14 protein-coding genes are annotated in these 13,482 nt (G+C 67.1%); 6 read left to right on the top strand and 8 right to left on the bottom strand.

Annotated features, from left to right (window positions below; translation table 11 throughout):
- Positions 1-22 precede the first annotated feature (22 nt).
- Positions 23-292, top strand: a complete 270-nt coding sequence (locus tag ACQR1B_RS32885) for a type II toxin-antitoxin system ParD family antitoxin (RefSeq protein WP_434837012.1) — start codon at positions 23-25, stop codon at positions 290-292.
- Between the two features lie 222 nt (positions 293-514).
- Complete coding sequence (locus ACQR1B_RS32880) at positions 515-679, top strand: hypothetical protein (RefSeq protein WP_434837013.1); 165 nt, start codon at positions 515-517, stop codon at positions 677-679.
- Positions 680-697: 18 nt separating this feature from the next.
- Here ACQR1B_RS32880 and ACQR1B_RS32875 read toward each other — a convergent pair whose 3' ends face one another.
- Positions 698-1,357: a peroxiredoxin gene (locus ACQR1B_RS32875; RefSeq protein ID WP_434837014.1), complete on the bottom strand. Its 660-nt coding sequence runs from the start codon at positions 1,355-1,357 to the stop codon at positions 698-700.
- Between ACQR1B_RS32875 and ACQR1B_RS32870 the strand changes: the two genes are divergently transcribed.
- The 3 genes from ACQR1B_RS32870 to ACQR1B_RS32860 all read left to right on the top strand — a co-directional run bounded on the left by ACQR1B_RS32870 (position 1,356) and on the right by ACQR1B_RS32860 (position 3,578).
- Positions 1,356-1,664 (top strand): hypothetical protein, encoded by a 309-nt coding sequence (locus tag ACQR1B_RS32870; protein WP_434837015.1) that lies wholly within the window; start codon positions 1,356-1,358, stop codon positions 1,662-1,664. The two genes, ACQR1B_RS32875 and ACQR1B_RS32870, sit on opposite strands and share 2 nt — an antisense overlap.
- Positions 1,665-1,721: 57 nt before the next feature.
- The gene (locus tag ACQR1B_RS32865; RefSeq protein ID WP_434837016.1) at positions 1,722-2,294 is read left to right on the top strand and encodes a hypothetical protein; all 573 of its coding nucleotides are present in this window, start codon (positions 1,722-1,724) and stop codon (positions 2,292-2,294) included.
- 159 nt (positions 2,295-2,453) lie between these two features.
- Positions 2,454-3,578 (top strand): S1C family serine protease, encoded by a 1,125-nt coding sequence (locus ACQR1B_RS32860; protein ID WP_434837017.1) that lies wholly within the window; start codon positions 2,454-2,456, stop codon positions 3,576-3,578.
- A 306-nt stretch (positions 3,579-3,884) separates the two neighbouring features.
- Here the strand turns inward: ACQR1B_RS32860 and ACQR1B_RS32855 are convergent, their stop codons facing one another.
- The gene (locus ACQR1B_RS32855) at positions 3,885-5,738 is read right to left on the bottom strand and encodes an alkaline phosphatase family protein (RefSeq protein WP_434837018.1); all 1,854 of its coding nucleotides are present in this window, start codon (positions 5,736-5,738) and stop codon (positions 3,885-3,887) included.
- A 202-nt stretch (positions 5,739-5,940) separates the two neighbouring features.
- Between ACQR1B_RS32855 and ACQR1B_RS32850 the strand changes: the two genes are divergently transcribed.
- Positions 5,941-6,435, top strand: a complete 495-nt coding sequence (locus tag ACQR1B_RS32850) for a ferritin-like domain-containing protein (protein ID WP_434837019.1) — start codon at positions 5,941-5,943, stop codon at positions 6,433-6,435.
- A 15-nt stretch (positions 6,436-6,450) separates the two neighbouring features.
- Here the strand turns inward: ACQR1B_RS32850 and ACQR1B_RS32845 are convergent, their stop codons facing one another.
- From ACQR1B_RS32845 to ACQR1B_RS32820, 6 genes are all read right to left on the bottom strand, one after another.
- Entirely contained in the window at positions 6,451-7,704 is a 1,254-nt protein-coding gene (locus ACQR1B_RS32845) for an arsenic transporter (RefSeq protein WP_434837020.1), read from the bottom strand.
- 22 nt (positions 7,705-7,726) lie between these two features.
- Complete coding sequence (locus ACQR1B_RS32840) at positions 7,727-9,001, bottom strand: MFS transporter (protein WP_434837021.1); 1,275 nt, start codon at positions 8,999-9,001, stop codon at positions 7,727-7,729.
- A 41-nt stretch (positions 9,002-9,042) separates the two neighbouring features.
- Positions 9,043-9,693, bottom strand: a complete 651-nt coding sequence (locus ACQR1B_RS32835; protein WP_434837022.1) for a hypothetical protein — start codon at positions 9,691-9,693, stop codon at positions 9,043-9,045.
- Between the two features lie 40 nt (positions 9,694-9,733).
- Positions 9,734-10,471 carry an OB-fold nucleic acid binding domain-containing protein gene (locus tag ACQR1B_RS32830; protein WP_434837023.1) on the bottom strand — a complete coding sequence of 246 codons (738 nt, stop codon included), beginning with the start codon at positions 10,469-10,471 and terminating at the stop codon, positions 9,734-9,736.
- Positions 10,472-10,585: 114 nt separating this feature from the next.
- A complete protein-coding gene (locus ACQR1B_RS32825) occupies positions 10,586-11,941 on the bottom strand; it encodes a sigma-54-dependent transcriptional regulator (RefSeq protein ID WP_434837024.1) in 1,356 nt (451 codons plus the stop codon).
- Positions 11,926-13,374, bottom strand: coding sequence for a sensor histidine kinase (locus ACQR1B_RS32820; RefSeq protein ID WP_434837025.1), 1,449 nt, complete (start codon positions 13,372-13,374; stop codon positions 11,926-11,928). Before ACQR1B_RS32820 ends, ACQR1B_RS32825 begins: the two co-directional genes overlap by 16 nt.
- Positions 13,375-13,482: the final 108 nt, after the last annotated feature.

Here is a 13,482-nt window from a genome sequence, read left to right as displayed (position 1 = left end):
AGCCATGCCGACACGAAACGTGATGCTGACCGACGATCAGGACAAGATCATCGAAACGCTGGTCGAATCCGGCCGCTACCGGGACGTCAGCGAAGTGCTTCGCGATGGACTGCGGCTGATCGAGCAGCGTGAGTCCGAAGAGTTGGCCCGGCTGGATGGGCTGAGAGAGGCTGCCCACGCCGGTTTTGCCGCGTTGGACCGCGGCGAGTTCAAGAAGTTCGGCAGCATGGACGAGCTTCAGGCCTATCTGAACGGTCTCTCCGAGCAACTCATCGGGCGTGCCGAAGGTTGACTGGGGTGTTCGGCGCATGAGGTCGGAGTAGCCGACGATGGGCAAGATTTGGCGTATTCGCCTCAGCCCCGTCGCCGAGCTGGATTTCGCAAACATCTTGAAATGGACGGCGGACAATTTCGGCGCGCGTCAGGCCCGCGTGTATCGGGACACTTTGCTGCAAGCGATTGCCGAATTCGCCAACGGGCCTGAGCCACCCGGTTCCAGGGGCGGGATGATATCTTGCCTGGCGTGCGCACGCTCCATGTCGCGAGACTTGGTCGACCCGGACGGCAGCTGCTGCTTTACCGTGTCGGCGGCCCGCAGATCATCGAGATCGGTCGGATCCTGCACGACCGGATGGATTTGCGGCGGCATCCGCCCTTCTCGGAAGAAAAGGGCGGATGACGACGCAAATCTCATGCGTCACTTCGGCTGTGGCACCACGCGCAGATAAGGCTTCGGCGCCTTCCAGCCGCTCGGATAGATCGTCTTGGCCTCGTCGTCGGACACTGAGCCGGCGATGATGACGTCGTCGCCCTGCTTCCAGTCGGCGGGGGTGGCGACGCGGTGCTTGGCGGTCAGCTGCAGCGAGTCGACGACGCGGAGAATTTCCTGGAAGTTGCGGCCCGTGGTCATCGGATAGACCAGGATCAGCTTGATCTTCTTGTCGGGGCCGATGATGAACACGTTGCGGACGGTCAAATTGTCCGCGGCGGTGCGCTTGGACGGATCGCCGGAGATCGCCGCCGGCAGCATGTCGTAGAGCTTGGAGACGTTGTAGTCGGTGTCGCCGATCATCGGGTAGTTCGGCGCCGCGCCCTGGGTCTCCTTGATGTCCTCGGACCATTTGGCGTGGTTGTCCACTGCGTCGACGGACAGCCCCATCAGCTTGACGCCGCGTTTGTCGAACTCCGGCTTGAGATGCGCGAGCGCGCCGAGCTCGGTGGTGCAGACCGGAGTGAAATCCTTCGGGTGCGAGAACAGCAGCGCCCAGCTGTCGCCGATCCACTCGTGGAACTTGATCTTGCCTTCGGTGGTCTGTGCCTCGAAGTCAGGGGCGGTGGAGCCGATCTGGAGAGCCATGGACGTCCTCAATCTCATTGCAGGTTGGCGGATAAATTCTTCTATACACTATAGGAAATACCGCTTCCTGTGGGAACCGGTTGACGAAAAAGAGAAGAAAATTTCCCCAAAACTCACGCGCGCAACAACTTCTTTTGAGTTTCGCAGCTGCGGCGAAACATCCGCAGGACCACCGGCTGCCCAGATTTCGCCATCTGTTGGTCGCACCACGCCGCCCCTGCCGACGGCCGCTTTGAACCGTGATCGAGGTCACTGCGGCAAATCGGCAACCGATACAAAAACCCACAACGCCGTTCTGAACCATTAACCACTCGTTCAGACGCGGACCGACAAGGTGGGTCAACACAGCAATCGAGAAGAGAACATGTCTGCCTCTGCACCAAAAACCATCGGCTCGCTCGATGGCCTCGAACCGTCCTCTTGCGAAACCGCCGCCACCGCGCTCGCCATCGTGCGCGACGGCGTGATCACCGGAGAGGGCCCGACGACTGCGGGACGCGTCCATTTCTCCCGCGTGCTCGATGCCGAGGATGTGGCGTGGTGCGCGCGCATCCTGACCGCCGCCGCGGTGAACGATGCCCCGGTCAGCCGCGCCGAGGCCGAGGCTCTGTTCGCGATCGACCAGGCCGCGACCGAGCGCAATGACGAGGGCCGGTTCGAGGACCTGCTCGCCAAAGCGATTGCGCATCACACCGCCTCCGCATCCGGCCTGCCGGTGCCGCCGCGCAGCGTCGCGCTGGCCGCCGAGACCGACATCGCGAGCTGGGCGCCGGCCAATGCGCGCGGCGTCCGTACCGACGTGCTGGAATGGGTCGCCAAGCAGATGCGCGGCAAGCGGCAGAGCAACCGCGTCCTGAAAGCCATGGTCGCGACGCTGGTCGGCGTCAGCGTGCTGCCGCTGGCGCAGCTGCCGTCGATGATCGACATCGGCATGTGATCACCTCGCGCCAGGCCCGAACGTCAGATGTCCGAGAGCGCGATGACCTCATCGCGCTCTTTTCGTTTGGCCGTCCAGCCGGCGCATCCTTCCTCTTGATGACGCCGGCCGGCCGGTGAATCAATCGGCCGTGAGGGGACCGGACACGGAGATGTCGAGATGAGCCGATGGAGCTTTCCCGCGCGCCTGCTGGCGGTGGCGGCGACGGCGCTGCTGCTCATGATGGCCTGGCAGACCTTTCCGCTGATCCAGGCGGAACTGCTCGGCCTGCGCGCCAAGCCGCGGGAGATCACGCCGCGCGGCGATCTCGCCGCCGACGAGAAGAGCACGATCGCGCTGTTCGAGAGCCGCAGCGGCTCGGTGGTGTTCATCACGACGGTGCAGCAGCCGGTCAATCCGTGGACCGGCAACGCCCAGCAGCAACGCTCCGGCACCGGCTCCGGCTTCGTGTGGGACGAGCTCGGCCACGTCGTCACCAACTATCACGTCATCGAGGGCGCCACGGAAGCCCTGGTCAGCCTCACCGACGGGCGCTCGTTTCGTGCCGCTCTCGTCGGCGCCAGTCCGGAGAACGATCTCGCGGTGCTCGTGATCGGCGTCGGCGTCGACCGGCCCAAGCCGCTGCCGATCGGCACCAGCGCCGATCTCAAGGTCGGGCAGAAGGTGTTCGCGATCGGCAATCCGTTCGGCCTCAGCAGCACGCTGACCACCGGCATCGTCTCGGCGCTCAACCGCAACCTCCAGGTCACGCAGGACCAGATGCTGAGCGGCCTGATCCAGACCGATGCGGCGATCAATCCCGGCAATTCCGGCGGGCCGCTGCTCGACAGCGCGGGACGGCTGATCGGCGTCAACACCGCGATCTACAGCCCGTCGGGCGCCTCCGCGGGCATCGGCTTCGCGGTGCCGGTCGACAAGGTCAACCGCATCGTGCCGCGCCTGATCGCGGCGGGACGCTATGTCAGTCCGAGCCTCGGCGTCCGCACCGATCCCAAGGCCAACGAGGCGCTGTCGGCGCGGCTCGGCCTGTCAGGCGTGTTCGTGCTCGATGTCGAGCAGGATTCGGTCGCCGAGAAAGTGGGACTCAAGCCCGCGCGGCTGACCCGCGACGGCGGCTTCGCACTCGGTGACGTGGTGCTGGCGATCGACGGCGAGAGGGTGGATTCGCCTGATGATCTGACCCGCGCGCTGGAGAACAAGAATCCCGGCGACAGCGTTGTGCTGCGCGTGCTCCGCGGCGGCAAGACGATCGAGCTCAGGGTCACGCTCGACGTCGCGCGGTGACTGTGGTCGTGATGCAGCAGGATGAGTGAAGGCGCGGGGAGAGCGTCCGAGCGCATGTCGCTCAGCTCCTGCGCGTCGCTGGCGGCTCGCTTGGGAGCACGATGTTTCCACGCGTCATTGCGAGCGCAGCGAAGCATCCAGGGTGGTGGGCGGGACTCTGGATTGCTTCGCTGCGCTCGCAATGACGCGTGGAGAGAGCGGGGGCCCGCAGGAGCGAAACGATTTGCGGGACGAGGTCACCCGGGTGTCCCTGACGCTCACCCGGGTGGTCCGCGGTTGGCTACATTGATGACGTTGGCGATCTGATTACTTCGCCGCCGTCTTCTTCGGCGCCTCGTCGTCGAGCCCCACCGTGCGGCCGGGGAAGCCGGCGGCGTCGAAATAGCGCTGCTGGCCTACGCGCTGCAGCTTCAGCACGGTGCGCAGCCCGCCCGCGGCCGGGTCGGATTTGACGACCTGCGAGGTGGCCTTCGGCATCGCGCCGTTCGGCATCGCCTCGGTCATGACGCGGCCGATCAGCCGGCCCTTCGGTGCGACCTTGAGGTCGAGCAGCTTGGCGGCGGTAATGCCGACATCGGCATTGCTGACGGGCAGGGGATCGACGAAGCCCGCCTTGAAGTCGGGACCGATGGCGGCCATGAAGTTGTAGGTGTCGCCACGGCCGAACGAGCCGTGCATGCCCTGGCCCTGGCGCAGCACGGTGTCGGCGACCTCGACTTGGCAGTTGGACGGCTGGTCGCAGCCCGGCGCGACATAGGAGCGGAAATTGACGACGATCGCCGGATGCGGCGTCACCGCCTTGCCGTCGAGATTGACCACCGACAGCGGCAACGTGCCGGGGATGTCGCCGAGCTTGTCGTCGACGAAGAGGCCGGAGACGTAGTCCTGCGCCAGCAGCGCCTGGACGGTGCGGCGGGCGAGCTTCCTGTCGTTGTTCGGCAGGTAGATCAGGTCGGAGCCGCCATTGGTGGCGACGATGAGATCCGGCCTGGTCGGATCCTTGCCGAGCACGCCGTTGCCGGCCTTCGGGTGCTTGCCGGCGGGCACGGCCGCGTTCTTGTCGTTGGGGTCGAACAGCGGCAGGTCGAGCGCCTTGGCGAGGTCGAGCGCCAAAAAGCCCATCGGCAGGAAATCCCTGGGCGTGTCGTCATAGCTGGCTTTGGCCGACGGCGAGGTCTTGCTCTCCTTGGAGATGGTCGAGAAGCCGTGGTCGGCCTGGACCATGATGTTGGTGGACGCGGCCAGGCCGAGGTCGTCGAGCGCCTTGCGCAGGGCGGCAAGATTGTCGTCGGCGTTCTTGATGCCGGCCATCGAGGTCGGGCCGTTGATGCCGGGCGTGATGGTGTTGAGGCTGTCGCCGTGATTGTGCTGGCTGCCGTCGGGATCGCGTGACCAGAACACCAGCACGAACGGCTTGTTGCGCGCCTTGAACATCGGCAGCACCACCTTGGTGGCGACGTCGACCATATAGGCCTGCTGGCCGACGTTGGCGGACGTCGTTCCCGGCGTCTTGGCGTCGCCGGCCTTGCCGTTGTCGCCGCGCGGCGGCGTCGCGGTCGGCAGTCCGGCCTTGGTCAGCGCGTCCTTGATCTCGTCGGTGATCGGCACGCCGGCCTTGCCGCCGGTGGAATCGTCGATCACGATCGATGAGGTCGCGCCCGGCTTGCAGGGGCAGGCGGTGTGGTCGAACAGATAGGTCGGGCCGAGCTTGCCGATCGCGGCGGTCGAATAGCCGGCCGTGCGGGCGAGCTTCAGGATCGTGTCCTCGTTGAGGTAGTCGCCATTGAAATGCTCGTCGATGTCGCCGAGCACCGCGTCGTTCTCGATGAAGGGGACGACGGTATCGCCGGCGGGCACCGAGGTGTAGCCGGTGAAGATCGTGTTCGAGAACGTGCCGGTGTCGCCCAGATAATGGCCGGTCGCCATGGCCGAGCCATTGGCCATGGTGAAGGTCGGAAACAGCGAATGCGAGTTCTTGAAGTTGACGCCCTTGTCGCGAACATCAGCCATGGCCGGCGCCGTGTCCGGCGTCACCTTCAACGCGCGCAGGCCGTCGGGAATGAACAGGATCAGGTTATGGGGTGTGGCGTTCTGCGCAAATGCGGCACTCGACGACAGCAGGGTCAGTCCGGCGCACAGCAGCACGAGCGGGCGGCACATTGAAAACTCCTGAGAGCAAACGGCGGAATCGCGGCGTCTCGCCGCAGGGAAGAGCTTTAGTTTTGCCGGGTGACGGTTTTGTTACAAGAGGGGCGAGCCCGAATGTTGCGCAGCGGAATGAATATTGCTGTTGCGGCAGCTGGCGGCAGGAACAAGCACCTCGCTTCCCGGTTGTCGGCGCGTAACAACCAGGGAGCACACCATGCCTGCCGAAAAAGACCTCAACGAGCTCTTCCTCGACACCCTCAAGGACATCTACTACGCCGAGAAGCAGATCCTGAAGACACTGCCGAAGATGGCCAAGGCGGCACAGTCCGACAAGCTGCAGGCTGCCTTCCTCAAGCACCACGACGAGACCGAAGGCCAGATCGAGCGCCTCGAACAGATCTTCGAACTGATCGGCAAGCCCGCCCGCGGCAAGAAGTGCGACGCGATCGAGGGCATCATCGACGAGGGCAAGGAGATCATGGACGAGTACAAGGGCACCCAGGCGCTCGATGCCGGCCTGCTCGCTGCAGCGCAGGCCGTCGAGCACTACGAGATGTCGCGCTATGGCACCCTGAAGGCCTGGGCCCTCAAGCTCAATCTGCCGAAGGCGGCCAAGCTGCTCGACCAGACGCTGAATGAAGAGCGGAAGACCGACGAGACGCTGACCAAGATCGCGGAGACGGCGGTCAACTACGAAGCGGCAGCCTGATCATTCGTCTGAGCGCTACCACAACGCCGCCGCCAGCGCCGCAAGCAGCGCTGGCGGCGTTGCGATGAGTCCGACCTTGAGAAACTGCCAGGCGGACACCTCGATCTTCTCGCGTCGCAGCGCGGTCAGCCAGAGGATGGTGGCGAGCGAACCGGTCACCGAGATGTTGGGGCCGAGATCGACGCCGATCAGAATGGCACGGATGACCTCATGCGGCAGGTGATCGCTGGCCGCGACGGAGCCAGCGACGAGACCGACCGGCAGATTGTTGGCAATGTTGTCGGCGACCGCGGTGATCAGCCCGGCTGCCCCCGCCGCGCCCAGCGGGGCGCGGGCGACGCCGTCATGCAGCCAGGCGCTGAGCTGGCCGATGGCGCCGACGCGATTCAAGCCCTCCACCATCACGAACAGGCCGCCGACCAGCGGCAGCACGCTCCATGACACGCCCTTGATAACGGGCCATGGCGATTGCCGGCTGGCGAGCAGGATCGCAGTCGCCGTGATGGCGCCGCAGACGAAGGTCGGCAGCCCGAGTTGCACGTCGAGCGCGGAGGCGGTCAGCAGCACGGCCGCGACCGCCATGATCCCGACGGCGGCCAGCCGGCCCTCGCGGCTCAGATGCGGCTTCTCGGCATCGGTCCGCAGCGTTTCGCCCTGCAACGCACGGCGTTGCGTCAGCCACAGCGCCACATAAGTCAGGGCGATCGCGGCGATCGAGGGCAGGGTGAACTGGCGCAGCCATTCCGTCAGATGCGGCATGCGCTCGCCGAACACGACGAGATTGGCCGGATTGGAGATCGGCAGCACGAAGCTCGCGGCATTGGCGATGAAGGCGCAGACGTAGAGATAAGGCAGCGGCGAGGCGCCGGCCGCGCGCGTCGCGGCATAGACCGCCGGCGTCAGCACGATCGCGGTGGCGTCGTTGGACAGCAGCACGGTGACCAGCGTGCCGACCGCATAGACCAGCAGGAACAGGAGCTGCGGCGAGCCGCGCGCGTGCTCGACGGCGTAGGCCGCGAGATAGTCGAACAGGCCCTCGCGGCGGGCGAGCTCGGCGATCAGCATCATGCCGATCAGGAAGAGATAGACGTCGACGCCCTTGCGGATGCCGGCGAGCGCATCGGCCGCCGGCAGCAGGCCGAGCGCGACCAGCAGGACCGCGCCGGTCACCGCCCAGACGGCCTCGGGCAGCCGGAACGGGCGGATGATGACGCCTGCGGTGGCGGGGATGATGATGGCGTAGGCGAGCCAGGTGTCGTGCGGGATCATGATCGGGGATCGATAGAGCAAATCATTCGGCGGGGATAGCGGGCGCGGGGACCGCGGCCGGATGCGACGCTTCCGTGCCGCCGGTCTCCGGCAGCAGCAGCCAGCACACGATCACGGCCAATGCCGCGACGGCGCCGAGCACCAGGAATGCGGCGCTGTAGCCGCCATGCACCACGACGAGCCCGGCCAGCGCGGTGGAGAGCGCAGCGCCGATGCTCTGCGCGGTAATGATCGCGCCTTGCGCAACGTTGAAACGGCCGGTGCCACGCATCAGGTCGGCGACGATCACCGGCATGATCGCGCCGAAGATGCCGGCACCGACGCCGTCGAGCAGTTGCACGCCGACCAGCCAGGCCTTGTCGTCCGACAGCGTATAGAGCACGGCGCGCAGCGGCAGGATCAGCAGCGCGGCGAGGAAGAAGCGCTTGTGGCCCCAGCGGTCGGCGCGGGCGCCGACCAGCAGCGCCATCGGCACCATCACGAGCTGGGCCGCGGCGATGCAGGCCGACATCAGGCTGGTGCCGAGGTTCTTGTCCTGGAGCGCCAGCTTCTGACCGACTAGCGGCAGCATCGCCGCATTGGCGAGGTGAAACAGCGCAACGCAGACCGCGAAGATCAGGAGAGGTCGGCACGTGAGAAGAATGCCGAGGCCGGAGGGCTGCTCGTCTTGCGTCGCCTTACCACCGTCCGCCTGATGCTGAAGGCCGCGGGCGACATCATGGTCGATGGCGCGCTCGGGAATGGCGAGCACGCTGATGAGGCTGCCGGCCGATGTCACGGCCATCAGGTAGAACACGGCGGACGGTCCGAGCGCATAGGCGGCGGCGCCGGCGATGACGGCGCCGACCGCGTTGCCGGCATGGTTGAAGGTCTCGTTGCGGCCGATCCGCGCCGTGAACGCCTTGGCCCCGACGATGCCGAGCGACACCGCGGCGATCGCCGGCGCGAAGATGACGCCGGCGCCATTGGCGATGCTTTGCGAGATCGCGACCGGCCAGAAGCTATGCATGAGAGGCAGCAGCAGCGAGGAGGCAGTGACGATGATCGCGGCAACGATCATGACGAGCCGCTTTGCCCTGGTCGCATCCACCAGAGCGCCGGCCGGTGTCTGGGCGACGATGCCGGCGATCGTCGCCAGCGACATCACGAGGCCGATCGACGCTTCGTCCCATTTCTGCTCGGTGAGCAGATAGATGGCCAGATAGGGACCGAGGCCGTCGCGCACGTCGGCCAGGAAGAAGTTGGCGGCGTCGAGCGCACGGCCCGCGCGGCGCGTGGTGGTCTCGTCCTGTGACATGCTGCGGCCTCGGTCCTTCGTTCCGTCCTGGGCGCGTGCGATCACGCGTGATTGTGCTTGTGCTTGTGCTTGGGCTTCGGCTTGTGGCCGTGCTCGTGCTTCGGACCGTGCTCGTGTTTCAGCCCGGGCTTGCCATGCTTGAGCGGCGCGAGGGACTTCAGGCCCTTACCTGCCTCGCGCGCATGGATGACCCGGCCGAAGCGCGTCTCGATGCCGTCGCCGCGCACGGCCAGTCGCGCGCCCGGCGCCAGCAGGTCGGCGACATCGGCGGCTTCCTTCGGCCCGATCCGCACGACGGTGCCGTCGGTCAGGAGCGCACCGCGCAATTCGCCCTTGGGGCCGAACAGCGACAGCCGCACCGTGCCTTCGGTCGCTATTTCGTGGTGATCGTGCTTGGGATGCTCGCGGTCGTGATCCGGTCCGTGGTCGAGGATCCGCCGGCCGTTCGCCGGCGTCACCGCGACGGCGGCGAGCAGCGCGCTGCCGCGCGGCTTCACGCCGTGCACGCCGATCACATCGCCCGGCTTGATGTGGCGCGTCAGCTCCGCTTCCATGTGCGGCGGCGTATGAACGAGCACGTCCTCGTCGGCGGCTCGCATGACGAAGCCGTCGACCTCGCCGTGAGGGTTGAGCACGAAGCGTTCGTGCGCGCCTTTCACGACGGGCAGGCTCTCGGGATCGATCCAATGCATGATTGTCTCCTATGTGTTCTCGACAGTCGAAGCGAAGGCGTCAGCCGCGCGGCGGCGGCGGCGGATTCAGCCGGTCGGGACCTGCAGGCGGCGGCGGAGGCCCGAGACGGTCGGGACCGCCATCCGGCCCGCGCGGCGGTCGCGGACCGTCCACGGCGGTCAGCTGGTTGGGCGAGGCGCCGATCGCGTCGACTTCGACCAGCTTGCCGAGCGCCGTCTCGCGCAGGTTGCCGCGGACCGAGATCGTCTGTCCGGGACGCAGCCAGTCGGCCAGGCGTTCAGCCTCGGGCGGCGGCAGACGCAATTGCGTGCCGTCGTCGAGCACCGCGCCGTTGACTTCGCCGCGCTTGCCATGCAGCAGCGCGGTGATGCGGCCGCTGAAGGTCTGATCGGCGCCGGCGCGCCCTGGTCCGTCGGGCGGACCGTTGTCGACCGCGCCCTTGCCGGTGGCGATGTTGGTGATCGCGGTGGCATCGACCAGCGGGATGGCGCGTGCGCGCAGTCCGCGGACGGAGACGGCATCGCCGGGCCGGATCGCGAACACGACCTGGGCCGTCAGATGCGGCGGCAGTTTCACTTCGGTGCCGTCGTTGAGGATCAGTCCGTCGACGTCGCCGCGCGGCGTCAACGTGTACTGCTTGACGATCCCGCGCGTCTCCGGAAGCTGCGACGCATCCCACGTCGCATCAGGCGGAGACTGCGGCGCCTGGGCGTTCGCTGCTTGGGCGCCGAGACCGGCTGCGGCGGCGAGCAGCAGCGCGGTCATGATTGGTCTCATCTGTCGCGTCATCCTGGAACTCCTTTTGACAGGTGGTGACGCGATCTGTTTCGCAACGGACGTGCCAGTTGCCGGACGACACTGAATCAATGGGTTGCATGGGGGTGACGGACATCACGCGTCATCTTTCCCGACGGTGCGCGTCAGGTTTCCTGACGCCTCGTCGTCGAGCAGCCCGTAGCGCTGCATCTTGGTGTAGAGCAGCTGCCTGTTGATGTTCAGCTGTCGCGCCGCTTCGGTGCGGTTGCCATTGCAGGTTCCGAGCGCGCGGCGGATCATGCGTTCCTCCAGACGCGCCACCGCCGCCGGCAAATCGGTCGCGGGCGTCTCCGCGTCGAGCGACGCCTCGGTGATGTGGATGTCGTCGGCGTCGATCACGGAGCCGCGCGTCAGCACGCAGGCGCGCTCGATCACGTTGCGCAGCTCACGCACGTTGCCCGGCCACGGGCCGTGCTGCAGTCTGGCGGCGGCTGCCTCGCTCAGCCGTGGCCGCGGCCGGCCGTCCGAGGCGAGCGCCAGGAAATGGTTGGCGAGCGGCAGGATGTCCTCGGTGCGCTCGCGCAGCGGCGGCAGCTCGATCGGGATCACGTTCAGGCGGTAGTAGAGATCCTCGCGAAATTCGCCGCCGGCGACGAGCCTGGCGAGATCGCGATGCGTCGCGGCGACGACGCGAGCCGCCACCTTGACCGGCTTGCCGCCGACCGGCGTGATGATGCGCTCCTGCAGGGCACGCAGAATCTTGGCCTGCATGGCGAGCGGCATGTCGCCGATCTCGTCCAGGAAGAGCGTTCCCGGCCCGGCATCGCGGAACGCGCCCGCGCGGTCCGAGGTGGCCCCGGTGAACGAACCCTTCACATGGCCGAACAGCTCGCTTTCGAGCAGGTCCTGCGGAATCGCGGCGCAGTTCACGGCAATGAACGGGCTCGCGCTGCGCCGGCTGTGGACGTGAAGGGCTCTCGCGACCAGCTCCTTGCCGGTGCCGGTCTCGCCGCGGATCAGCACCGTCGTATCGGAATCGGCGGCGAGTCCGATCGTCTTCTGCACGCGGCGCATCGCTTCGCTGGTGCCGATCAGGCCGCTTGCAGCGGCGCTGCCGTCATCGTGCTGGCCGGACCGGCGTGGCGGCAGCCGCGCGAGCAGTTCGCGCAGCGCCTCGCGGCCGATCGGCTTGACCAGATGGTCGAACGCGCCGAGACGCATCGCCTCGATCGTGTTCTCCGGGCTCGCATAGGCGGTGAGGACGATCACGGGCGGGGCATCGTCGTCGGCGCGGATGCGGCGCAAGGTCTCGATGCCGTCGATCCCGGGCATGCGCAGGTCGAGCAGCACGGCGTCGGTGCGGGCCGACATCAAGCCGATGGCCTCGCGGCCGGAGGCTGCCGTCACGGCCTGATGACCGAGATCGGTCACGGTCTCCGCCAGACCGTCGCGCAGCGCCGCGTCATCGTCGACGATCAGGATGGTTGCCATGGCAGGGAGATCTCGAAGCTGGAGCCGGTGCGGGTGTGTGCGAGTTGCGCCTCGCCGCGATGGGCGCGCGCGATTTCACGCACGATGGCGAGGCCGAGGCCGGTGCCGTCGGTGCGGGCGCTGACGAACGGCTCGAACAGGCGGTCCCTGATGCCGGCGTCGACGCCCGGGCCGTTGTCGCTGACACGCAGCAGCAGATGTCCGTCGTGGATCTCGGCTGCGACGATGACTTCGCCGCCATCGGGCGTGCTCTGGATCGCATTCAGGATCAGATTGTCGAGGGCGCGCTGCATCTGCAGCGGATCGAACCAGGCGGCTTGCGCAGCTTCGGGGACGATCGCCCGGAGCTGGAGTCGGTGGCGCGCGGCGAGCTCGCGATGCACATCGATGGTCGATTGCAGGAAACTCGCGAGGTCGACGGAGCGAGCCTTGGGCTGGCTGGCCTGTGTCATGTCGAGCAGATCGCGCAGCAGCGCGTCGAGCCGCCCGACCTGCTGCAGGATTGCTTCGAGTGCGCTGCTCTTGCGCGCCGGGTCGGACGAGGCCAGTGCGTTCTCGGCCTTCAGGCGCATCGCCGCGATCGGATTGCGGATTTCGTGGGCGAGATTGGCAGACAGTCGCCCGACGGCCGCGAGACGTTCGGCCGCCGTGGCCCGCGCGCGTTCGGCCGACAGCCGGGTGCCGGCGTCGTTGACCGCGTCGACCAGACGGTCGAGTTCGCGTGCGCCGGTGTGCGGCAGCAGCGGCAGGTCGGCCTTGTCGTTCGGCGCGCCCAGCGCGGTTTCGATCATGGCGATGCGGCGCGACCACGACACCAGGATCGAAGCGAGCCAGACCGCCGAGCCGAGCAGCGTCAGCGTCAGGACGACCAATCCGACCAGCAGATGGGTGTAGGCCGGGCCTTGCGCCGTCGCGGCCCGCGTCATCGTCCACGCGGTCACGCCCTGGAGCGGCCCGCGCAGCGGGCACGCATGGACGATCAGCGTCTGGGAACGACCATCGTTCTTGACCGTCGCCGGCCGCCCGTCGCGCTGCGTCTCGGCATTGACCTGTTGAATGACGCTGAGCTCGGCGGCCGGAAGATCGGTCTTGGGGCCGGTGCCCTCATAGGTCGGGTAGCCATAGGCCAGCGATCCGCCCTCGGCCTGCCAGATGCCGCCCTCGACGCCGGGCGCGCCGGCCAGCGCAGACTGCACCAGCGGCACGAGGTCGTGCTTCAGCGTGTCGTCGACCGGAGCGCCGCGCCAGCCGGAGACGAAGAACTGATAGCGGTCGGCGATGTCCCGGCAGCCGCGCACGACGAGATCCTGCGCCCGCGTCACGCGGGCATCGGCCGATTGTTGAAAGGATTCGACGAGCAGATATCCGGTCGTGGCGCCCGAAGCGGCCAGCATCAGCCAGAGCGCCGACAGCCGCGAACGAAGGGAGCGCATCGCAGGGTCCGCAATGTGATCAGACGGGAGGACGCCTCGCGATGCGCGCAGCGCCGCGACCGTGCCCTTGGCTACGCGATGGAACGCAAGAGCCGCCGGGTTGGTTCC

The sequence above is a fragment of the Bradyrhizobium oligotrophicum genome (assembly GCF_051168495.1).
In the GTDB taxonomy this organism is placed as follows: Bacteria; Pseudomonadota; Alphaproteobacteria; order Rhizobiales; family Xanthobacteraceae; genus Bradyrhizobium; species Bradyrhizobium oligotrophicum_A.
This window is presented reverse-complemented; position numbering and strand designations above follow the sequence as displayed.